This is a genomic window from Streptomyces sp. NBC_00237 (genome assembly GCF_026342435.1).
Lineage (GTDB): Bacteria > Actinomycetota > Actinomycetes > Streptomycetales > Streptomycetaceae > Streptomyces.
This window is the reverse complement of sequence record NZ_JAPEMT010000002.1, coordinates 767,824-788,318: the sequence shown is the minus strand read 5'-3', so window position 1 is coordinate 788,318 and position 20,495 is coordinate 767,824. Positions and strand designations below refer to the sequence as shown.

General features: G+C 71.2%; 19 protein-coding genes and 1 pseudogene. 15 read left to right on the top strand and 5 right to left on the bottom strand.

Features of this window, described 5'->3' with window-relative positions; all coding sequences use genetic code 11:
* Positions 1-178 precede the first annotated feature (178 nt).
* Complete coding sequence (locus tag OG897_RS17730) at positions 179-922, bottom strand: 3-oxoacyl-ACP reductase family protein (protein WP_266657940.1); 744 nt, start codon at positions 920-922, stop codon at positions 179-181.
* A 238-nt stretch (positions 923-1,160) separates the two neighbouring features.
* On the opposite strand from OG897_RS17730, the gene OG897_RS17725 reads away from it, so the two are divergent.
* From OG897_RS17725 to OG897_RS17715, 3 genes are all read left to right on the top strand, one after another.
* Positions 1,161-2,099 carry an SGNH hydrolase domain-containing protein gene (locus OG897_RS17725; protein WP_266657939.1) on the top strand — a complete coding sequence of 313 codons (939 nt, stop codon included), beginning with the start codon at positions 1,161-1,163 and terminating at the stop codon, positions 2,097-2,099.
* A 33-nt stretch (positions 2,100-2,132) separates the two neighbouring features.
* Entirely contained in the window at positions 2,133-3,323 is a 1,191-nt protein-coding gene (locus OG897_RS17720; protein WP_266657938.1) for an acyltransferase, read from the top strand.
* A 440-nt stretch (positions 3,324-3,763) separates the two neighbouring features.
* Complete coding sequence (locus OG897_RS17715; RefSeq protein WP_266657937.1) at positions 3,764-4,696, top strand: DMT family transporter; 933 nt, start codon at positions 3,764-3,766, stop codon at positions 4,694-4,696.
* Positions 4,697-4,700: 4 nt separating this feature from the next.
* On the opposite strand, the gene OG897_RS17710 is transcribed toward OG897_RS17715, so the two are convergent.
* Entirely contained in the window at positions 4,701-4,997 is a 297-nt protein-coding gene (locus tag OG897_RS17710; protein WP_266657935.1) for a hypothetical protein, read from the bottom strand.
* A gap of 158 nt (positions 4,998-5,155) precedes the next feature.
* Between OG897_RS17710 and OG897_RS17705 the strand changes: the two genes are divergently transcribed.
* From OG897_RS17705 to OG897_RS17690, 4 genes are all read left to right on the top strand, one after another.
* On the top strand, positions 5,156-6,433 hold the full coding sequence (locus OG897_RS17705) for a sensor histidine kinase (protein WP_266657933.1): 1,278 nt from the start codon (positions 5,156-5,158) through the stop codon (positions 6,431-6,433).
* A gap of 49 nt (positions 6,434-6,482) precedes the next feature.
* Positions 6,483-7,163, top strand: coding sequence for a response regulator transcription factor (locus OG897_RS17700; protein WP_266657931.1), 681 nt, complete (start codon positions 6,483-6,485; stop codon positions 7,161-7,163).
* A gap of 194 nt (positions 7,164-7,357) precedes the next feature.
* Positions 7,358-8,554 carry a cytochrome P450 gene (locus OG897_RS17695; RefSeq protein ID WP_266657929.1) on the top strand — a complete coding sequence of 399 codons (1,197 nt, stop codon included), beginning with the start codon at positions 7,358-7,360 and terminating at the stop codon, positions 8,552-8,554.
* A gap of 4 nt (positions 8,555-8,558) precedes the next feature.
* The gene (locus tag OG897_RS17690) at positions 8,559-9,026 is read left to right on the top strand and encodes a PaaI family thioesterase (RefSeq protein WP_266657927.1); all 468 of its coding nucleotides are present in this window, start codon (positions 8,559-8,561) and stop codon (positions 9,024-9,026) included.
* A 133-nt stretch (positions 9,027-9,159) separates the two neighbouring features.
* Here the strand turns inward: OG897_RS17690 and OG897_RS17685 are convergent, their stop codons facing one another.
* A complete protein-coding gene (locus OG897_RS17685) occupies positions 9,160-10,095 on the bottom strand; it encodes an AraC family transcriptional regulator (RefSeq protein WP_266657925.1) in 936 nt (311 codons plus the stop codon).
* A gap of 123 nt (positions 10,096-10,218) precedes the next feature.
* On the opposite strand from OG897_RS17685, the gene OG897_RS17680 reads away from it, so the two are divergent.
* Entirely contained in the window at positions 10,219-10,872 is a 654-nt protein-coding gene (locus OG897_RS17680) for an NAD(P)-dependent oxidoreductase (RefSeq protein ID WP_266657923.1), read from the top strand.
* Positions 10,873-10,875: 3 nt separating this feature from the next.
* On the opposite strand, the gene OG897_RS17675 is transcribed toward OG897_RS17680, so the two are convergent.
* Entirely contained in the window at positions 10,876-11,877 is a 1,002-nt protein-coding gene (locus OG897_RS17675) for a Gfo/Idh/MocA family oxidoreductase (RefSeq protein WP_266657921.1), read from the bottom strand.
* 145 nt (positions 11,878-12,022) lie between these two features.
* Between OG897_RS17675 and OG897_RS17670 the strand changes: the two genes are divergently transcribed.
* From OG897_RS17670 to OG897_RS17640, 7 genes and pseudogenes are all read left to right on the top strand, one after another.
* Positions 12,023-12,787 (top strand): GntR family transcriptional regulator, encoded by a 765-nt coding sequence (locus tag OG897_RS17670; protein ID WP_266657919.1) that lies wholly within the window; start codon positions 12,023-12,025, stop codon positions 12,785-12,787.
* A 166-nt stretch (positions 12,788-12,953) separates the two neighbouring features.
* Complete coding sequence (locus tag OG897_RS17665) at positions 12,954-13,973, top strand: substrate-binding domain-containing protein (protein WP_266657917.1); 1,020 nt, start codon at positions 12,954-12,956, stop codon at positions 13,971-13,973.
* Positions 13,974-14,083: 110 nt separating this feature from the next.
* On the top strand, positions 14,084-15,097 hold the full coding sequence (locus tag OG897_RS17660; protein ID WP_266657915.1) for a sugar ABC transporter substrate-binding protein: 1,014 nt from the start codon (positions 14,084-14,086) through the stop codon (positions 15,095-15,097).
* Positions 15,094-16,158 (top strand): ABC transporter permease, encoded by a 1,065-nt coding sequence (locus tag OG897_RS17655; RefSeq protein ID WP_266657913.1) that lies wholly within the window; start codon positions 15,094-15,096, stop codon positions 16,156-16,158. The genes OG897_RS17660 and OG897_RS17655 overlap by 4 nt, the downstream gene beginning before the upstream one ends.
* A complete protein-coding gene (locus OG897_RS17650) occupies positions 16,155-17,021 on the top strand; it encodes an ATP-binding cassette domain-containing protein (protein WP_266657911.1) in 867 nt (288 codons plus the stop codon). Before OG897_RS17655 ends, OG897_RS17650 begins: the two co-directional genes overlap by 4 nt.
* Positions 17,022-17,289: 268 nt before the next feature.
* A pseudogene (locus OG897_RS17645) lies at positions 17,290-18,417 on the top strand (ROK family glucokinase); the annotation flags it as partial.
* Positions 18,418-18,581: 164 nt separating this feature from the next.
* Entirely contained in the window at positions 18,582-19,205 is a 624-nt protein-coding gene (locus tag OG897_RS17640; RefSeq protein ID WP_266657909.1) for a sugar kinase, read from the top strand.
* Positions 19,206-19,215: 10 nt separating this feature from the next.
* Here OG897_RS17640 and OG897_RS17635 read toward each other — a convergent pair whose 3' ends face one another.
* Positions 19,216-20,460 (bottom strand): MFS transporter, encoded by a 1,245-nt coding sequence (locus OG897_RS17635; protein ID WP_266657907.1) that lies wholly within the window; start codon positions 20,458-20,460, stop codon positions 19,216-19,218.
* Positions 20,461-20,495 lie beyond the last annotated feature (35 nt).

Genomic DNA, 20,495 nt, shown 5'->3' with positions numbered 1-20,495 from the left:
CCCGGGGCCAGCTCCTGGGCCCGGCACCCGGGCCTGGCGCCCGGGGCCGGTGATCGGGGCCGGTGACCGGAGAGGGCGACCCGGGCGATACCCACAATTGGTGCCTGGGGCGGGGCTCCCACGGGGTGGAGCGCTCCACCCCGTGCGTTCCCCGGCTCCCGGTGCACCGCATGCGCGGTTACGCCGCGTGACCGCCGTCCATCACCAGCTCGGCGCCCGTCATGTACGCGCCCTCGTCACCCGCCAGGAAGGCGACCAGGGACGCCACCTCGTCGGGGCGGCCGAACCTCCCGATGGCCGTGTTCGCCCGCTGTGGCTCCGCGAACGGCCCGTCCGCCGGGTTCATGTCCGTGTCGACCGCGCCGGGGTGGATCAGGTTGACCGTGATGCCCCGGTCGCCGACCTCCCTCGCGAGGGCCTTGGTCAACCCGGTCAGGGCCGACTTGCTCATCGCGTAGAGGGTGCCGCCGGGCCCGCCCGCGTACCGGGTGAGTGCGGAGCCGGTGGAGATGATCCGGCCGCCGTCCTCCAGTACCGACGCCGCTGCCTGAGAGGCCAGGAACACCGCCCGTACATTGACCGCCAGGACCCGGTCCACGTCCGCGAGCGTCAGCCCCTCGATCGGGCCCAGCACGCCGATGCCCGCGTTGTTGACCAGGATGTCCAGCCGTCCGAAGGTCTCGGCGACCGTCGCCACGGCGGAGGTGACCGACTCCGGGTCCGCCGAGTCCATCCGCACCGCGAGCGCCCGCCGCCCCACGGCCTCGATCTTGCGCGCCACGTCCTGTGCCGCCTGTTCCCCCTCCACGTAAGTGATCGCCACATCGGCCCCGTCCTGGGCCAGCCGCAGGGCGATGGCCGCCCCCATGCCCCGGCTGCCGCCCGTGACCAGTGCGGACCTGCTGATGGTCGTCGTAGACATCTCGTTGTCCTCTTCCGCGTCTGTCGCATGCCCGAAGTGGTGCTTGCGGATTCAAGGAAACTTCCCTGCCGCATCCCGTGCTGGCGCCATTCGGACACCGACTCCACCCCCTTCCCCGCTGCCTCTCGCGTGCCTCGTGCGCACTCTCCGTGCCGATTCCGGCCGCCTTCCGGTTGCCGCTGCCTGGACAACGGGCGACCATCACTCTGAGTTCCCGATAATTACGGAGAGTTCTGAAATGGTTGGTCGAAGGTTCCTCGCCGCGCTCCTCATGACCGCATGCGGCGCTTCGGCCACCGCCTGCGCGGGGGCCGGTCAGAGCCCGGACGCCACCTCGCCCGCCGCCCCGTACTCCCTTGCCCGTCAAGGAGGTACGGCCCTCCTCCAGGGTGCGGAACCCGGGATTCCCGCACAGGACCGCCCCCTCGGCACCGGCGTCCCGCCGTTCGGGCAGGAGAAGCTGGACCCGGCCGTGCGCGGCAAGAAAGTCCTCGTGGTCGGCGATTCCTGGGCGGCGAGCATCGGCACCGGAATGGCCGCCGTCGCCGCCCACGCCAACACGATCGTCAATGCGGGACTCGGCGGCTGCGGCATCATGCAGGCCGCCGCCCCGGAAGCCTCGCCCGAGTGTCGCAACTGGCCGGAGAACTGGGCGCGCTACGTCGCCGAGCACCGCCCCGACGCCGTACTCCTGATGACCGCCCAGTGGGACCTCGCCCCCCAGCAGATCGACGACTCCGCGCGGACCCGTGATGCCGTCGATCCCGTCTACCGCAAGCTCTTCGCCGACAATCTGGGACGCGGTGCCCGCATCCTCTCCGCAGGCGGGGCCACGGTCTTCCTCATGAACTCCAAGGCCACGGCGAATCCCGAATACCGCGACCGGGCTCTCGTGCTCAACGACGAGATCTACGCGGCCGCCGCCCGCCAGGCCCGCACGGGCGGCGGCCTGCTCGACCTGCGAGCCCAGCTCTGCAACGACCACGGCTGCCCGTTCGACACCGACGGCAGGGCCGTCTACGACGAGACCGGCCACCCCGCCACCGCCGTCCGCGACCGGCTGGCCAAGTGGGCGCTCAACTCGATGTTCGTCCCGAAGTCCGCCCCCGGTTCCGCTTCGAAGTCCGCCCCCGGTTCTGCTTCGAAGTCCGCCCCCGCTTCCGCGCCGAAGCACTGACCGCCCGCCGTTGCTCCGGACGACTTCTCCCCGATGACCCGTCAGCGGAATCCCGCCCTCGACAGCCTCCGGGCCTGTGCGGTCCTCGGGGTCGTCGCCTTCCACTACCAAGGGGGGCTGCCCGGCGGATTCCTCGGCGTCGACCTCTTCTTCGTCCTCTCCGGCTTCGTCATCACCCGCCTGCTGCTCCGCGAGCACGCCGCGACCGGGCGCATCCGACTGGGCCGGTTCTGGCTGCGCCGCGCCAAACGCCTCCTGCCTGCCCTGCTCGCCGTCCTCATCGGCGTGCAACTCTGGCTGGCCGACGGGCAGTACCCCGCCCTGCGCACCACCACCGACGGCCAGACCCTCGCCGCGCTCGCCGAAGTCGCCAACTGGTACGCGATCCACGGCCAGGTCGACTACTGGTCCGTCGGCCGGGACGCCGCACCGCTCGCCCACCTGTGGTCCCTGTCGGTCGAGGAGCAGTTCTACCTGCTCTGGCCGCCCCTGCTCGTTCTTCTCCTGCTGCTTCCCGGCGGGCGGAGAGTGGATCCGTTGTTCCGGCGGCCGTGGGTGTCCACCGGGTTCTGCGTGGCCGGGGCCTGCGTCTCGTACGTCCTGGCCGCCGCCCTCTTCGACCCGTCGGCCCCGGACCGTTCCTACCTCGGTACGGACACCAGGTCGGGGGCGCTGCTCCTCGGCGCGGCCGTCGCCCTCGCCCCACGTCGCCTGCCGAGGAAGGCCGTGCCGGTGCTCGGCACGGCGGCGGCGCTGGTCCTGGCCGGTGTCTGGGGCGTGGCACGCCTCGGGCAAGCCGCTCTCCCGCACTGGCAGTTGCCCCTCGCCGGGCTTGCCGCCGCACTCCTGATCGCCGCGCTCGACCGGCCCACACCCCTCCATCGGGCGCTGCTCCGGGGGCCGATGCGGGCCCTTCCCGCACTGGGCAGGGTCAGCTACAGCCTCTACCTCTGGCACTGGCCGGTCTGGGTCCTCCTCTCCCTGGCCCGTCCCGGGCTGCCGCTCGCGGTGCGCGGGGCGGTCGCGTTCGTCGTGTCGCTCGGGCTGGCCGTCGTGATGTACCGGGCGGTCGAGAAGCCGCTGCGGTACACGGTGCTCAGACCGCCGGTCCTGTTGTCCTGGCTGGCCGTCGCCTCGCTGTCACTGGCCGCGTACACACTGGTCACAGCCCCGGTGGTGGTGCAGCGGGAGTCCGGCGGGCCCATTGTCAGTGGGCCCGGGTAGGGTTTTTCAAAGCCTTCGGGACGGTGCCTTCTCACGGAAGGGAGGTGTATGACCCAGCGCAAACCAGCGGGCGTCGACTTCGGGTCCTTCGTGGACAAGTAGATCTCAGTGAGGCGCTGCGCAGGCCGCCGCCGGGGCCTCCGCTGAATCCGTTAAACCCTCTGAATCCTCAGCCGTTGGACATCGACGTCGTCCTCGCCGAACGGCGGGCGCCTGACGGGTCCGGGCGGCTTCGGGGTGACCGGGCAGGACCGTCCGCCTGTCGTACGTCTCCCACCGGGGCAGCTGGGGTGCGGAGCCGAGGTCCGGGCAGGGCTCCCGCCGGGGCCGTCCGCCTGGTGGAACCCCCATTCCGGGAAGATCGTCCGCCCGGTACGGTGAGCGCTCCGCGTGCGAGCCGCCGAAGTCTCCACACCGCACCGCCCGTTGGAGACCTCGCCGTGGCCGCCGTGCCGTCCGCCGTACTCGCCCCCGCGCCCGCCCGCGCGGCCCGGTTCGCCGATCTTCCCGTGCTGGGAGTGGCGGTGGTCTGGGGTGCCAGCTACCTCGCCGCCAAGGAGATCACCACCGCGCAGACCGTCGTCGCGGTGCTGGTGCTCCGGTTCGCGATCGTGCTGCCCGTGCTCGCGGTCGTCGGCCGGCGGAAGCTGCGGGCACTCAGCGCGGCGCAGTGGCGGGGTGCCGGACTCCTCGGCCTCGTCCTCAGTGGGATCTTCCTGCTGGAGACCTACGGAGTCGTACACACCTCGGCAACCAACGCGGGGCTCATCATCAGCCTCACGATGATCTTCACGCCGCTCGCCGAGGCCGCCGTCACCAGGACGGCGCCCTCACGGGGGTTCCTGGCCGCCGCAGGGCTCTCCGTGCTGGGCGTGGTGCTGCTGACGCAGGGCGGTGGCTTCACCGAGCCCTCGCTCGGGGACCTGCTGATGCTGCTGGCCGCCCTCGCCCGTACCGCGCACGTGCTGTTCATGGCCAGGGCCGAGGTGGTCCAGGACGCCGACGCGCTGTCCCTGACCACCGTCCAACTCGGCGCGGCGGTGGCGGTGTTCGCGGTGCTGGCCGCCGCGCCCGGGACCGGGCCCTCGCCGTGGGAGGTCGCGGCCGGGTTCGGGGCGGGGGAGTGGGCGGGCCTGCTGTTCCTGTCCGTGTTCTGCACGCTGTTCGCGTTCGCCGTGCAGATGTGGGCGGTGCGGCGGACCTCGCCGTCCCGGGTGAGCCTGCTGCTCGGTACGGAACCCCTGTGGGCGGCGGCGGTCGGCATCGCCGTCGGCGGGGAACGGCTCGGGGCGCTCGGCCTGGTGGGCGGGGTGCTCGTGCTGGCGGGTACGGCGTGGGGACGTCGCGCGGCGTCCCCGGCCCGCACGGAGTGACGGCTCAGGGGCTTCCGTCGCCGCCCGGGGACTTCCGCGTGACGACGCCGGGGCTGCGTGCCTCGGTGCCCGTACCGCTGCTGACACCGGGACCGGTGCTCCGGCCGACGCGTTCGGACGCGATCATCAGTGCGATGCCCGCCACCGCGAGCACGATGTTCGCGTAGACCTCGTAGCCCTCGAACCAGCCCAGCCTGTCCACGAACTGCCACAGCTTGAACCAGTCGAACCACTCATGGACGAGCCCGCCCACGCCCCACAGCGTCAGCAGGAAACCGACGACCTCGAAGATTCGCTTCATGGCCGTCACTCTGGTCCGCCGGGGCAGGACCCCGCCATCGTCCTTGGGGATGCCGGACCGGGGCGGGGGCATGCCCAAAGTCGCCGCCGGTGCGACTTTGGTCGCTCCCTCGGGGCAATGGCGGTCCGCACCGCTCCCACCTGCGTAGTTTTGTACGTATGAGCGGACAGGAGTACCGGTGGCTGCTGCCGTCGGCGATGGGCGGATCCGAGCTGCCCGGCGACGGGGGCGACGACAAGGGTGGCCGGGGACGGGACCGTGTGAGCGGTTCCGTGCCCGACGGCGGCACCGGCCGTCGGCCGCGCCGTACCCTGCGGGACTGGATCGTCGACCTCCTGATGTTCCTCCTCGCCGCAGCGGTCGGAATCATGGCGATGGAGACCGTGACGGACCTCGGCGAGTCCCGCGTCGTGCTGCTCTTCGACCAGATCGTCGGAGCCCTCGCCTGCTGCGCCCTCTGGCTGCGGCGGCGCTGGCCGACCGGTGTGGCGGCGGCCCTCGCCGCGGTGTCCGCCGTCGCGCCGACCTGCTCGGGCGCCATGGTCATCGCACTGTTCGGGGTCACCGTCCACCGCCCGTTCAAGGTGGCGGGTTCCCTGGCCGCCTGCTCGCTGGCCACCGGGGCGCTCCAGTCCTGGCTGCGCCCCGACCCGACGGTCTCCCTGCGGGCCGCGCTGGTCGTCACCGTGGTGATCACCCTGCTGGTCGTCGGCTGGGGCATGTTCGTCCGTGCCCGCCGCCAACTCGTCGCCTCGCTGCGCGAGCGCACCGTACGCGCCGAGACCGAGGCCGCACTCCGCGCCGAGCAGGCCCAGAGGCTCGCCCGCGAGGCCATCGCCCGCGAGATGCACGACGTACTCGCCCACCGGCTGACCCTCCTCAGCGTGCACGCCGGAGCCCTGGAATTCCGGCCCGACGCCCCGCCCGCCGAGGTCGCCCGCGCCGCCGGGGTCATCCGCGACAGCGCCCACGAAGCACTCCAGGACCTCCGCGAGATCATCGGCGTCCTGCGCAGCCCCGGCACCGGCGACGAGGACCGCCCGCAGCCCACCCTCGTCACCCTCGACGCCCTGGTCGCCGAGTCCCGCCAGGCAGGCATGAAGGTCACTCTCGACAACCGCATCGCCGATCCCGAAGCCGTCCCCTCGGCGGTCGGCCGCAACGTCTACCGCATCGCCCAGGAAGCCCTCACCAACGCCCGTAAGCACGCCCCCGGAGCCGAGGTCGCGCTCGCCGTCTCGGGCCGCCCCGGCGGCGGCATCACCGTCTCCATCCACAACCCCGCGCCCGAGGGCGACGTCCCCCGGGTTCCCGGGTCGGGCCAGGGACTCATCGGCCTCACCGAGCGCGCCGCACTCGCCGGAGGCCGCCTCGACCACGCGCGCGAACCCGACGGAGGGTTCCGGATCTGCGCCTGGCTACCGTGGGGACCATGACGAACGCCTCGCGCACGACGACCCCCTCGCTTCGGCCGCCGGGAGCATCATGACCACCACCCCGATCAGACTCCTCCTGGTGGACGACGACCCCCTCGTGCGCGCCGGACTCACCTTCATGCTCGGCGGCGCCGACGACATCGAGATCGTCGGCGAGGCATCCGACGGCTCCCAAGTGCCGCAGGCCATCGCACAGTTGAAGCCCGATGTCGTCCTGATGGACATCCGGATGCCGGTGGTCGACGGCCTCACCGCCACCGAAGCGGTACGCGCCGAGGCCGACGCCCCCGAAGTCGTCGTCCTCACCACCTTCCACGCCGACGAACAGGTGCTGCGCGCCCTCCGCGCAGGGGCGGCCGGGTTCGTCCTCAAGGACACCCCGCCCGCCGAAATCGTGACCGCGGTACGACGGGTGGCCGCGGGCGACCCGGTGCTGTCCCCGGCGGTCACCCAGCAGCTCATCTCCCACGTCGCCGGTACCGGCGGCACCGAGGACCGCAAGGGCCGCGCCCGGAGCAGGCTGGACCTCCTCGCCGAGCGTGAACGCGAGGTCGCCGTCGCGGTCGGCCGAGGCTGCTCCAACGCGGAGATCGCCGCCGAGCTGTACCTGAGCGTCCCCACGGTGAAGACCCACGTCTCCCGCATCCTCGCCAAACTCGGCCTGAACAACCGGGTCCAGATCGCCCTGCTCGCCCACGACGCCGGACTGCTGGACTCCACGGAGGGTTGACAGAGACAGAGACAGAGACAGAGACAGAGACAGAGACAGAGGCAGAGGCAGAGGCAGAGGCAGAGACAGAGGCAGAGGCAGAGGCAGGGGCAGGCGCGCAGGCAGGGGCTGACGGAGACCGAACGGCGGCCCGCGTAGGCTGACCCGGAAGCCGGAACCGAGGGGCGGGCCCCGGCTCGACGGAGAGGCGAATCATGGCGATCGTGGATCTGCGGGACCGGACCGAGGACTTCACGGCGAATCCGTACCCGTACTACGAGAAGCTGCGCGAGGCCGGGCCCGTGCACCACGTCCGTACCGCCGACGTGGACGAGATGTGGCTGGTCGTCGGGTACGAGGAGGGCCGCAAGGCCCTCGCCGACCCCCGGCTCTCCAAGAACTGGCGCAACTCCGAGCTCTGGGACCCCGAGCAGGCGACCGCCATGAGCAGCAACATGCTGGAGACCGACCCGCCGCACCACACCCGGCTGCGCAAGCTCGTCGCCCGCGAGTTCACGGCGCGGCGCGTCGAGGCGATGCGCCCGCGCGTGCAGCAGATCGCCGACGACCTCGTCAACTCCATGACCGCGAAGGGGAGTTCCGCCACAGGGGCGGCGGACCTGATCGACGCACTCGCCTTCCCCCTGCCGATGACGGTCATCTGTGAACTCCTCGGCGTTCCCGACCTGGACCGCGACCGCTTCCGCGCCTGGTCCAACGAGGTCGTCGCGCCGACCGGTACGGAGGCGAGCGCCGCCGCCGTCTCCGAGATGGGCGGCTACCTCGTCGAACTGATCGAGGAAAAGCGCCGCGCGCCCGGAGAAGACCTGATGAGCGCGCTCATCAAGGCTCGCGACGAGGACGGCGATCAGCTCTCGCCCGACGAACTCGTGGGCATGGCCTTCCTGTTGCTCGTCGCGGGACACGAGACCACCGTCAACCTGATCTCCAACGGCGTCCGCGCCCTGCTCGACAACCCCGATCAACTCGCCGCCCTGCGAGCCGACTTCGATGGTCTGATCGATGGCGCCGTGGAGGAGATGCTGCGCTACGAGGGCCCCGTGGAGAACGCCACCTTCAGGTTCACCCGGGAAGACATGGAGCTCGGCGGAGTGGTCATTCCCGCAGGCAAGCCCGTGCTGGTCTCCCTCGCGTCGGGCGACCGGGACCCCGACCGCTACCCCGAGCCCGACCGCTTCGACATCCACCGCGCCCCGCAGGGCCACTTGGCCTTCGGGCACGGCATCCACTTCTGTCTGGGCGCCCCGCTGGCCCGCATGGAAGGCCGCATCGCCATCCGTACGCTGCTGGAACGCTGCCCCGACCTGGCCCTCGCCGCCGACGGCGGCCCGGTCGAATGGGTTCCCGGACTCCTCATCAGGGGCGTGCGCAAGCTGCCGGTGCGGTGGTGACGCCATGAACCCCACCACTGAACCTCCCGCACCGGGCACGCCGGACGCCGCCGTGACGTTTGACCTGACGCTTGCTCAGAAGACGTTGGACGCACAGCCGTTCAGCGTCCTGCTCGGTGCCCGCATCACCGCGTTCGGCGGCGGTGACGCCGTGCTGGAGCTGGACGCCCGGGACGACCTGCGCCAGCAGAACGGGTTCCTGCACGGCGGTGTCCTCGCCTACGCGGCCGACAACGCCCTTACCTTCGCAGCGGGTTCGGCCCTCGGCCCCGCCGTTCTGACCGGCGGATTCTCCATCCAGTACATCCGTCCCGCCACCGGCACCACCCTGATAGCCCGCGCTTCCACCGTGCACGGCGGGCGACGCCAGGCGGTCTGCCGGTGCGAGCTGTACGTGGCGGACGAGGCGGGCGTCGAGACGCTGTGCGCGGTGGCGCAGGGGACCGTCCTCACCGTGCAGAAGTCCGGGTAGGGCTCCGCGCGGGAGTCAGTGAAAGGCTGGAGTCAGTGAGACCCCGCCGGATCCTCCGCCCACGGAAGGCGCGCCGCCCCCGCCAGCGCTCGTCCATGACCGACCGGGCCGGGGCCTCTCCGGCGCTGAAGTCCTAGACGGCGCCGCCTCGTGCCGTGGTGCGGAAGGCCAACGGGCTCTCCCCGGTGCGCTGTTGGAAGTACTTCCCGAAGTTCGCCGCGTCCCGGAAGCCGAGCAGGGCCGCCACCCGGGACGCGCTGTGGTCGCTGTGCGCGAGCAGCCGCTTGGCCTCCAGCACCACCCGCCGGTCGATGAACTCCTTCGCGCCGACCCCGGCCGCCGACAGCGTCGCCCGCGACAGGGTGCGCGCCGCGTACCCGAGCTCCCGCGCGTAGTCGTCGACGCGCCGCGTGCGCGCGAAGTCCCGTTCCACCGCCGCCCGGAAGCGCAGGAACGCGTCCGGGCTGTCGCAGCCCGCCGACTGCTCCCCGGTGTGCGCGAGGCGCAGCAGCAGTACGGCGAGGAGGTGGCGCAGTACGGAGAGGTGGGCGTCGGGCGGGAGCCAGGCGCCCTGGGCGTCCGGGTCCGCACCGCGCAGCGCCCGGTACTCCTGGTGCAGCTGGTCCAGGGCCCGCCGGGCCGCCGCGTCGCCCGCCTCCGAGAGGCGTCGTACCGTCGGACCGAAAGGATCGTCCAGCCGTGCTGCCGTACTCGTCGCGGGGTCCGGGAAACCCGCCTCGAAGAGGACGAGCGTGCCCTCCGCCCCGTACAGATCGTCCCAGCGGTGCACCTGCCCGGGCCGCACCCACAGCCACTCGCCCGGCAGCATCCGGTACGACGCGAAGTCGACCATCAGGGGGAGCGAGCCGCTCTCCAGCCGGAGAAGGTGGTGGAAGTCGGGGCGATGGGTGGCGGAGATCGAGTCGGCGCAGGCGTTCGCGCGGAGCGTGGCGAGGGTCAGGACCTCCATCCCGGCCGGTGCCCCACCGGGCGCGTGGAACCGGACCTCGGGGATGGCGGGGATGCCCGGAGTGCCAGAAAGAGGCGTGTGTCGCTTTTTCACCACCATGTGTCCGGAGCGTACCCGGCTTTCCTAGCTTTCACCTCCTATGTTGGAGGAGCGACGAAGGACCGCAGGGTTCTGAGTCCGGAAATTCACCATCCTCAAAGATCCTCGGAAGGACCCCACCCCATGGCGAAGATCTCCCTCTTCGGGGCCAACGGCACCATCGGCAGCCGCATCCTGCGCGAGGCCCTCGACCGTGGCCACCAGGTCACCGCCGTCGTCCGCGACCCCGCGAAGCTCGCAGGCGAGGCGCACCCGAACCTCACCGTCGTCGTCGGAGACGTCCTCGATCCGACGTCGGTCACCGAGGTCGCCAAGGGGCAGGACGTCCTCGTCACCGCGGTCGGCGGCGGCGACGGCCCGGGCCACCTGGCGACGATCGAGCCTTCGGCGAAGGCCCTGGTGGGAGGCGTACGGGCGCTGGGCGACGACGCGCCCCGCCTCATCGCGGTCGGCGGCGCCGGCTCGCTGCGCACCCCGGACGGCAAGCAGGTGTGGGACGCCGACGGCCTGCCGGAGTTCCTGCTCCAGATCATGCACGCGCACGGCGACGCGCTCGACTTCTACCGCACCGTGAGCGACGTCCGGTGGACCAACCTCAGCCCCGCGGGCACCATCGAGCCCGGTGAGCGCACCGGTGTCTACCGCACGGACACCGAGGCCCTGGTCCTCGACGCCGAGGGCAACAGCCGGATCAGCACCGAGGACTACGCGGTGGCGCTCCTCGACGAGATCGAACGCCCGCAGCACGTGGGGGAGCGGTTCACGGTCGGTTACTGAGGCTCACCGCCCCGGTATCTCGCTCAGCCGGACCGCCCGCCCCTGCCGCCGCGACACCTCGCACGCCTCCGCCACCCGCAACGCCTCCAGGGCCTCGCGCCCGTCGCACGGATTCGGCAGCGATCCCCGTACGACGCCGAGGAACGCGTCGAGCTCCGCCTCGTACGCCGGGGCGAACCGCTCCAGGAAACCGGACCACGGTTTCGCCGGGGCGGGCGGGCCCGACGCCTCGGCGGAGGTGAGCGGGGTACGGTCGTCCAGGCCGACGGCCAACTGGTCCAGGTCACCGGCCAGTTCCATGCGTACGTCGTATCCGGCGCCGTTGCAGCGGGTCGCGGTCGCCGTGGCGAGGACCCCGTCGTCCAGCGTCAGCACCACTGCGGCCGTGGACACGTCGTCCGCCGCCGCGAACATCTCGGGACCGGCCGCCGACCCGGCCGCGTACACCCGCACCACCTCGCGCCCGGTCACCCAGCGCAGGATGTCGAAGTCGTGCACCAGACAGTCCCGGTAGAGACCGCCGGAGAGCGGCAGATACGCGGCCGGGGGCGGCGCGGCGTCGGAGGAGACCGTACGGATCGTGTGCAGGCGGCCCAGTTCGCCGGAGCGCACGCGGGCCCTGGCCACCCCGTAACCGGCGTCGAAGCGTCGCATGAAGCCGAGTTGGAGCACCGTGCCCGCCGCCTCCACCTGGCGCAGTGCCTCCAGCGTGCCCGGCAGGTCGACGGCGATCGGCTTCTCGCAGAACACCGCGAGCCCCGCCCGCGCGGCCCGTCCGATCAGCTCGGCGTGCGCGGCCGTCGCCGACGCGATCACCAGTGCGTCGAGCCCGGCGGTCAACAGGTCCTCCGCAGGGGTGAATGCGGCCCCCACACGGGCGGCTACCTCAGCCGCCCGCCCCGCGTCCGCGTCCGCCAGCACCAGCGAACCCACCGCCGGATGCCGGGACAGCACCTCGGCGTGGAAGGAACCGATGCGGCCCGTGCCCATGAGTCCGATACGCATGCTCCCAGCCGACAACAGGCCCCGAAGCCTGTCAAGGACTTTGTCCTGACAACAGGACGTAAGAACAACAGGACATGTGGACAACAGCACGTGTGAACAACGGGACTTGGTGACGCGCCGACCCCGCAGGACTACGCTCACCCCCGTGCCGAAACCAGCGACCGACCCCACCGTCGCCCTACGACTCGGTGTGGACCGCAGCAGCCCGGTCCCGCTCTACTTCCAGCTCTCCCAGCAGCTCGAAGCCGCCATCGAGAAGGGCCGGCTCTCACCCGGCAGCCGCCTGGGCAACGAAGTGGACCTCGCCGCCCGCCTCGGCCTGTCCCGCCCCACCGTCCGCCAGGCCATCCAGTCCCTGGTCGACAAGGGCCTCCTGGTGCGGCGCAGGGGAGTGGGCACCCAGGTCGTGCACAGCCAGGTCAGACGCCCGCTCGCGCTGAGCAGCCTGTACGACGACCTGGAGGCGGCCGGTCAACGGCCCACCACCCTCGTCCTGCACAACGCCGTCGAACCCGCGGCTCCGGCGGTCGCCGCCGCACTGCGCGTCGCCGAGGGAGCCGAGGTGCACCGCATCGACCGCCTGCGCTCGGCGCACGGCGAGCCCATGGCGTACCTGCGCAACCACCTTCCCCTCGGGCTCCTCGCCCTCGACAGCGCCGAGCTGGAGTCGACCGGTCTCTACCGGGTGATGCGCGCCGCCGGGGTCACCCTGCACAGCGCCCGCCAGACCGTCGGGGCGAAAGCCGCGGGGGCGGCGGAGGGGGCGCTCCTCGGGGAGAGCGCGGGCGCGCCGCTGCTGACGATGGAGCGGCGGACCTTCGACGGGACGGGCCGGGCGATCGAGTTCGGCTCGCACCTCTACCGGGCCTCGCGGTACGCCTTCGACTTCCAGCTGCTCGTACGGCCGTGAGGCGTACGGCCGTGACACGAATGGCCGTGACACGTGAGGCCGTGAAGTGTGCACCTCATGAACGCACCTCGCGAATGTCCGGACAAACCATTGACGCCGTCGCGCACCCCCCGTTAGAACACCCCCAGCCGCAACCGGGCGGCGGGGGACACGAGGCGGACCCACGATGCGTACCACTCGTACGGCACGTCGCAAGGCGGCACTCCTGGCCGCGGCAGGCATATCGGCGGCACTCGCCCTCACCGGATGCAGCGGTTCCGGCGGCAAGAGCTCCGAGGAGAAGCCGTCCGCAGGGCAGGGCGCGGGCGGAAAGGCCGCCGACACGCCCCGCATCAAGATCGCGATGATCACCCACTCCGGCGAGGGCGACACCTTCTGGGACATCGTGCAGAGCGGCGCCAAGGCCGCCGCCGCCAAGGACAACGTCGACTTCCTCTACTCCGCCAACAAGGAGGGCAAGGAACAGGCATCCCTCATCGAGGCGGCCGTCGACCAGAAGGTGCAGGGCATCGTCGTCACCCTCGCCAAGCCCGAAGCAGTCGGCGCGGCCGTGAAGAAGGCCGTCGCCGCGGGCATCCCCGTCGTCACCATCAACTCGGGCGGCCGGCACTCCCCGGGCCTCGGCGCGCTCAGCCACATCGGCCAGGACGAGGCCGTCGCCGGGGAGGGCGTCGGCGCGGAGCTGAACACGCGCGGCAAGAAGAAGGCCCTGTGCGTCATCCACGAACAGGGCAACGTCTCCCTCGAAGAACGCTGCGCGGGCGTCAAGAAGACCTTCAGGGGCAGCGTCGAGAACCTCAACGTGGAGGGCACGAACATGCCCGCCACCACCTCCTCCATCGAGGCCAAGCTCCAGGCGTCCAAGGACATCGACGTCGTGGTCACGCTCGGCGCACCGTTCGCGGACGCAACGGTGAAGGCGAAGGAAGGCGCGGGCAGCACGGCCGAGGTCGACACCTTCGACCTGAACGCGGCCGTCGTGAAGAGCCTCAAATCGAAGGCGGTCGGCTTCGCCGTCGACCAGCAGCCGTACCTCCAGGGCTACCTCGCCATCGACGAAATCTGGCTGAATCGCACCAATGGGAACGTCCTGGGTGGCGGCAAACCGGTCCTCACCGGACCCGCGATCGTCACCGAGAAGGACGTACCCGCACTGGAGAAATACACCGCCCGCGGCACCCGATGACGTACCCGCCGACCACACGACGGACCCCCATGACCGATACTTGGGCGGCCGGGGTCTGGCTCAATACCCCCCGGCCGCACCCAGGAGTACAGCGAGAAGGGCACGACGTCGTGGCAAGGGTTCGGACAGGGGTACGCGCGCTGGGCGCGGTGCTGGCGGCGGTGCTCGGGGCTTCCCTCACCGGTTGCAGCAGCACCGGCGGCAAGCGGGCCGAGGAGCGCGCGGCAGCGGCCGCCGCCCAGGGCAAGGCCGCGGTGAACACCCCCAAGTGGACCTTCGCCATGGTCACCCACTCGGGTGCAGGCGACACGTTCTGGGACATCGTGCAGAGCGGGGCCAAGCAGGCAGCCGTCAAGGACAACATCGACTTTCTGTATGCGAACAACGCGGAGGCCCAGCAGCAGGCCCAGCTGGTCGACACGTACATCGACAAGAAGGTCGACGGACTGATCGTCACGCTCGCCAAGCCGGACGCCATGAAGGACGTCCTCGCCAAGGCGAAGAAGGCCGGGATCCCGGTGATCACGATCAACTCGGGCACCGAGGAGTCCAAGGCGTTCGGGGCGCTCACCCACATCGGCCAGGACGAGACCATCGCCGGCGAGGCCGTCGGCGACGAGCTGACCGAGCGCTCCAAGAAGAAGGCCCTGTGCGTGCTGCACGAGCGGGGCAACGTCGGCCACGAGCAGCGCTGCGAAGGCGTCAAGAAGTCCTTCAAGGGCACGGTCGAGAACCTCTACGTCGACGGCACCAACATGCCCGACGTCCAGGCGTCCATCGAGGCCAAGCTCCAGACGGCGAAGGACATCGACGCCGTCGTCACCCTCGGCGCGCCCTTCGCGGACGCGGCCGTGCAGGCGAAGCAGCAGGCGGGCAGCGCCGCCGAGATCGACACCTTCGACCTCAACGCCAAGGTCGCCGACTCCCTCGACGCGGGCACGCTCGGCTTCGCCGTCGACCAGCAGCCGTACCTCCAGGGATACGAGGCGGTGGACCTGCTCTGGCTCTACCGCTACAACGCGGACGTTCTCGGCGGCGGCAAGCCCGTCCTGACCGGCCCCCAGATCATCACCAAGGACGACGCGGCCGAGCTGAAGGCGTACACGAAGCGGGGGACCCGATGACAGCGACGGCACAGGCACCACAATCACCGGCACCACAACCGAAGCAGGACGAGCGGCTCGTCCACACCTCCCCCCTGCGCAAGCTGATGGGCCGCCCGGAACTCGGCTCCATCGTCGGCGCGGTCGCGGTGTTTCTGTTCTTCTCGATCGCCGCCGACAGCTTCCTGCGCGCCTCCAGCTTCGGCACCGTCCTCTACGCGGCGTCGACGATCGGCATCATGGCCGTCCCCGTGGCCCTGCTGATGATCGGCGGCGAGTTCGACCTGTCCGCGGGCGTCATGGTGACCAGCTCCGCGCTGATCTCCTCGATGTTCAGCTACCAGATGACCGCGAACGTCTGGGTGGGCGTCTTCGTGTCGCTGCTGGTCACGCTGCTGATCGGCGTCTTCAACGGCTTCATGCTGACCCGCACCAAACTCCCGAGCTTCATCATCACGCTCGGTACGTTCCTGATGCTGACCGGCCTGAACCTCGGCCTCACCAAGCTCATCAGCGGCACCGTCTCCACCAAGGGCATCGGCGACATGGAGGGCTTCGAGTCCGCCAAGGCCGTCTTCGCCTCCCAGATCACCATCGGCTCCGTCAACCTCAAGGTGACGATCCTGTGGTGGTTCGTGCTGATCGCCCTGGCCACCTGGATCCTGCTGCGCACCCGCGCCGGAAACTGGATCTTCGCGGTCGGCGGCGAGAAGGACGCGGCCCGCGCCACCGGCGTCCCCGTCAACAAGACCCGCATCGGCCTCTACATGGGCGTCGCCTTCGCCGCCTGGGTCTCCGGCCAGCACCTGCTGTTCTCGTACGACGTCGTGCAGTCCGGCGAGGGCGTCGGCAACGAGCTGACGTACATCATCGCGGCCGTCATCGGCGGCTGTCTGATCACCGGCGGGTACGGCTCCGCGATCGGCTCGGCGGTCGGCGCGTTTATCTTCGGCATGACGAGCAAGGGCATCGTCTACGCCGAGTGGAACCCGGACTGGTTCAAGTTCTTCCTCGGAGCGATGCTCCTTCTGGCCACCCTGCTCAACGCATGGGTACGCAAGCGAGCGGAGGCACGGTCATGAGCACAGCCGTCGAACCCCAAACGTCCCTCCCCGCCCCCGGAACGCCGCTCGTCGAGCTCGACGACGTGTCGAAGTTCTACGGCAACATCAAGGCCCTGGAAGGCGTCTCCCTGGAGGTCCACGCGGGCGAGATCACCTGCGTGCTGGGCGACAACGGCGCGGGCAAGTCCACCCTCATCAAGATCATTGCCGGGCTGCACCAGCACGACGCGGGCACCTTCCGCATCGAGGGCGCGGAGACCACCCTGGTCAACCCGCGCGACGCCCTCGACCGGGGGATCGCCACCGTCTTCCAGGACCTCGCCGTCGTCCCGCTGATGCCCGTCTGGCGGAACTTCTTCCTCGGCTCCGAACCCACGAAGGGCCGGGGTCCCTTCCGGCGTCTCGACGTGGAGCACATGCGCGAGACGACCCGCGCCGAGCTGCTGCGCATGGGCATCGACCTGCGCGACGTCGACCAGCCCATCGGCACCCTCTCCGGCGGCGAGCGGCAGTGCGTCGCCATCGCCCGTGCGGTGCACTTCGGCGCGAAGGTCCTCGTCCTCGACGAGCCGACGGCCGCCCTCGGCGTCAAGCAGTCGGGCGTCGTCCTGAAGTACGTGGCCGCCGCGCGCGACGCCGGCCTGGGTGTCGTCCTCATCACACACAACCCGCACCACGCCTACCTCGTCGGCGACCGCTTCGTCCTCCTCAAGCGGGGCGCCATGTCCGGCAGCAGCACCAAGCAGGACACCACCCTCGACGAGCTGACCCGGCAGATGGCCGGCGGCAGCGAACTCGACGAGCTCAGCCACGAACTGGAGCGCGCCCCGGCCCCCGACCGGATCGGCGGCCACCCGGTCGACGCGAAGCCCGCCGTCTAGCACCGACGCGCCCCCCGGGGCCCTCCCGCAGAGCCGGAATCCGTACCGGAAACTCCGCCCGGGGAGGGCCCCGGACGGCCGCCCGGACAGGTTCCTTATGCCCATGGATGGCAGAATCGGCGGCGGTGGGCGCCGTCCGCCGCCGGTGCATCGGCCCCAGCCCCGAGTCCCCGGCTCCCCGACACCCCGCAGGGACGATTCCCCTCGTGCGTTCCCCCCGCCCCTCCCGGTTCCACGGGACAGCGCCCCACGCGGAAGGCTCCCCCGCATGAGCAGCAGCTACCGCGACTTCGCGAACCGAGGCACCGCCCGCGCCACCGTCCTGCGCACCGTAGGACCCCGTGAGCGCCGCTCCCACCTGACCGCCCCGCGCGTGCCCACCGTCGGCATCGACATCGGCGGCACGAAGGTGATGGCGGGCGTCGTCGACGCCGACGGCACCATCCTGGAGACCCTGCGCACCGAGACCCCGGACAAGTCCAAGAGCCCCAAGGTCGTCGAGGACACCATCGTCGAACTGGTCCTGGACCTCTCCGACCGGCACGACGTCCACGCGGTCGGCATCGGCGCGGCCGGCTGGGTCGACGCGGACCGCAACAAGGTCCTCTTCGCCCCCCACCTCGCCTGGCGCAACGAGCCCCTGCGCGACGCCGTCTCCTCCCGCCTCGCGGTCCCCGTCCTCGTCGACAACGACGCCAACACGGCCGCCTGGGCGGAGTGGCGGTTCGGCGCCGGACGCGGCGAGGACCACCTCGTCATGATCACCCTCGGTACGGGCATCGGCGGGGCCATCCTCGAAGACGGCCAGGTCAAGCGGGGCGAGTACGGCGTCGCGGGTGAGTTCGGCCATATGCAGGTCGTGCCCGGCGGACACCGCTGCCCGTGCGGCAACCGGGGCTGCTGGGAGCAGTACAGCTCCGGCAACGCCCTCGTCCGCGAGGCCCGGGAACTGGCCGCCGCCGACTCCCCGGTCGCGTACCACCTCATCGAGCGGGTCGGCGGGAACGTCCACGAGATCACCGGACCCCTCATCACCGAGCTGGCGCGCGGCGGCGACGCCATGTGCGTCGAGCTCCTCCAGGACATCGGCCAGTGGCTCGGTGTCGGCATCGCCAACCTGGCCGCCGCGCTCGACCCGTCCTGCTTCGTCATCGGCGGCGGTGTCAGCGCCGCCGACGACCTCCTGATCGGGCCCGCCAGGGACGCTTTCCGCCGCCACCTCACCGGGCGCGGCTACCGCCCCGAAGCCCGCATCGCCAAGGCACAGCTGGGCCCCGAGGCCGGAATGGTCGGCGCCGCCGACCTCGCCCGCCTGGTCGCCCGCCGCTTCCGGCGCGCGAACCGCCGCCGGGTGGAGCGGCACGAGCGCTACGAGCGCTACGCCCAGGCCCTCCGCACAGCGACCACTCCCGCCGCAGCCGCCGTCCCGGCCGGCAAGGAACGTACCGTGGAAGCAGACACCCAGGATCGGCCCGCAGCCGACGCCACCACCGTCGACACCACGGCCGAGGCCACCGCCCCACGCTCCGACCGCGCCGAAAACGCACAGGGAACCACCGAATGACTTCAGCGATTCCGCGCCAGAGCCCCTCCCAGGGCGAGCCGAACGGCGACCGTGGCGCACGCGGCGGCAAGAACAACAAGAAGAACAAGCCGCCGGAGACCCGCCTGCACATGATCGTGCGCCGCAGTCTCACCCTGGCCATCATCGTGCTGCTCATCGGCATCCCCGCCGGTTACCTCCTGGTCTCCGCCGAGCAGAGCCGCGAGGGCGGCGTGAACAAGGAGCGCGAGGCGGCCAACGCCGGACTCACCGTCGGCTTCCCCTCCCAGGTGCAGCGGCGCATCTACCACCTGCCGATCCCGCTGATGGCCCAGAACCTCGCGTACTACGAGACCAACAACTGGAAGACCAGCCGGATGCACGTCCGGTTCGCCACCACCCCCGCCGACCTGGACGTCTTCCTCAAGAGCATCGGTACGTCCACCGCCGCCCTCAAGCAGGGCGAGGTGACCATCAGGCCGCACGACCAGGCCACCGTCGGCTGGGTCTTCACCCCGCACCGCAAGTGGTCGGGCCTGACGTACGCGCAGAAGGACCCGCTGCCCACCGTCGACATCACCGTCGACCGCACGGTGCCCCAGCGGCCCTGGGTGTACGCGGTCTCCACGGCCAGCCCCTGATCCGGGGCCCTCACCGGCGGGCGTCGGAAGGGCGCCGTCGCAGGGGCCCCGGTTTCGGGGCCGGGGCGGAAGGTCCCCGCCGGTGTGCCCACAGGGCGAGCAGCCCCGCGCACAGGGACACGGCGCCGCCGGACCAGAGGCCCGTCCGCGCTCCCCAGTGCTCGCTGAGCCAGCCGGTCAGGAGGGCTCCCAGCGGGGTCGTGCCCTGGAGGGTGAGGGTGTAGAGGGCCATCACCCGGCCCCGGTAGGCGGGGTCGGTGCCCAACTGCACCCGGTGGTTGGCTGCCTGCGCGAAGTAGATCATCGCGAATCCCGTGGCGGCCAGCAGCACCAGCGCGACGGCGAACGTGGGGGCCAGCGCGGACAGCGTCGTCATCGCCCCGAAGGCGACGGCCGACCCGATGACCAGCACGGCCGACGGCCTGCTCCGCCGCCCCGTCGTGGCGAAAGCGGCGAGCAGCGAACCCGCGGCCAGCGCACTGGCGAGCAACCCGAACGACGCGGAGTCCGCGTGGAAGACGGTCTTCGCCATGAGCGGCAGCGTCAGCTGGAAGTTGAAGCCGAACATGCCGATCACGCCCACCAGCGCCAGCGGCACCACCAGGTCCGAGCGGCCCCTCAGATACCGCAGACCGTCCACGACGCCGCCGCGGCCGGGACCCCGGGCCCCGCGATGCAGCCGGTCGGGATCCATCAGCAGCAGCGCGCCCACGCTGGCGAGGTAACTCACCGCGTTGAGCAGGATCACAGGACCGGCGTCGAACCTGCTGATCAGCAGCCCGGCCAGGGCGGAGCCGACGACACGCGCCGCGTTGAAGTACGCGGCGCTCAGCGCCGAGGCGTTCGGCAGCAGCGTCGTGCCGACCACCTCGCCGACGAACGCCATCCGGGTCGGCGCCTCCACCGCGTTCACGACGCCCAACAGCGCAGCGAACACCCAGAGGTGCCACAGGCGCAGCTCGCCGGTGAAGGTGACCAGGGCCAGCAGGAGCGCCAGGACGCCTGCGGCGAGGTTCGCCGCCATCAGCAGCAGACGCTTGTCGTACCGGTCGGCGAGCCGCCCCGCGTACAGCGTGAGCAGGAGCATCGGCGTGAACTGGAGGGCCGTCACCAGGCCCAGCGCCGTGCCCGAGTCGCCGGACAGCGAGAGCACCAGCCAGTCCTGGGCGACGATCATCATCCAGGTGCAGGTGACGGACAGGAGCTGCCCGGCGGCGAAGAGCCGGAAGTTCCGTACGGTCAGGGCTTCGAACATCCGCCTCAACGTCAGCACTCGGTGCTCACCCGGTC

What these genes read in the sequence shown, in the direction of transcription:
- OG897_RS17635 (WP_266657907.1), bottom strand. Translation starts at nt 20,460, where the DNA reads ATGTTCGAAGCCCTGACCGTACGGAACTTCCGGCTCTTCGCCGCCGGG.
- OG897_RS17680 (WP_266657923.1), top strand. Translation starts at nt 10,219, where the DNA reads ATGGCGAAGATCTCCCTCTTCGGGGCCAACGGCACCATCGGCAGCCGC.
- OG897_RS17725 (WP_266657939.1), top strand. Translation starts at nt 1,161, where the DNA reads ATGGTTGGTCGAAGGTTCCTCGCCGCGCTCCTCATGACCGCATGCGGC.
- OG897_RS17730 (WP_266657940.1), bottom strand. Translation starts at nt 922, where the DNA reads ATGTCTACGACGACCATCAGCAGGTCCGCACTGGTCACGGGCGGCAGC.
- OG897_RS17685 (WP_266657925.1), bottom strand. Translation starts at nt 10,095, where the DNA reads ATGGTGGTGAAAAAGCGACACACGCCTCTTTCTGGCACTCCGGGCATC.
- OG897_RS17720 (WP_266657938.1), top strand. Translation starts at nt 2,133, where the DNA reads ATGACCCGTCAGCGGAATCCCGCCCTCGACAGCCTCCGGGCCTGTGCG.
- OG897_RS17675 (WP_266657921.1), bottom strand. Translation starts at nt 11,877, where the DNA reads ATGCGTATCGGACTCATGGGCACGGGCCGCATCGGTTCCTTCCACGCC.
- OG897_RS17695 (WP_266657929.1), top strand. Translation starts at nt 7,358, where the DNA reads ATGGCGATCGTGGATCTGCGGGACCGGACCGAGGACTTCACGGCGAAT.
- OG897_RS17655 (WP_266657913.1), top strand. Translation starts at nt 15,094, where the DNA reads ATGACAGCGACGGCACAGGCACCACAATCACCGGCACCACAACCGAAG.
- OG897_RS17705 (WP_266657933.1), top strand. Translation starts at nt 5,156, where the DNA reads ATGAGCGGACAGGAGTACCGGTGGCTGCTGCCGTCGGCGATGGGCGGA.
- OG897_RS17690 (WP_266657927.1), top strand. Translation starts at nt 8,559, where the DNA reads ATGAACCCCACCACTGAACCTCCCGCACCGGGCACGCCGGACGCCGCC.
- OG897_RS17640 (WP_266657909.1), top strand. Translation starts at nt 18,582, where the DNA reads ATGACTTCAGCGATTCCGCGCCAGAGCCCCTCCCAGGGCGAGCCGAAC.
- OG897_RS17710 (WP_266657935.1), bottom strand. Translation starts at nt 4,997, where the DNA reads ATGAAGCGAATCTTCGAGGTCGTCGGTTTCCTGCTGACGCTGTGGGGC.
- OG897_RS17700 (WP_266657931.1), top strand. Translation starts at nt 6,483, where the DNA reads ATGACCACCACCCCGATCAGACTCCTCCTGGTGGACGACGACCCCCTC.
- OG897_RS17650 (WP_266657911.1), top strand. Translation starts at nt 16,155, where the DNA reads ATGAGCACAGCCGTCGAACCCCAAACGTCCCTCCCCGCCCCCGGAACG.
- OG897_RS17665 (WP_266657917.1), top strand. Translation starts at nt 12,954, where the DNA reads ATGCGTACCACTCGTACGGCACGTCGCAAGGCGGCACTCCTGGCCGCG.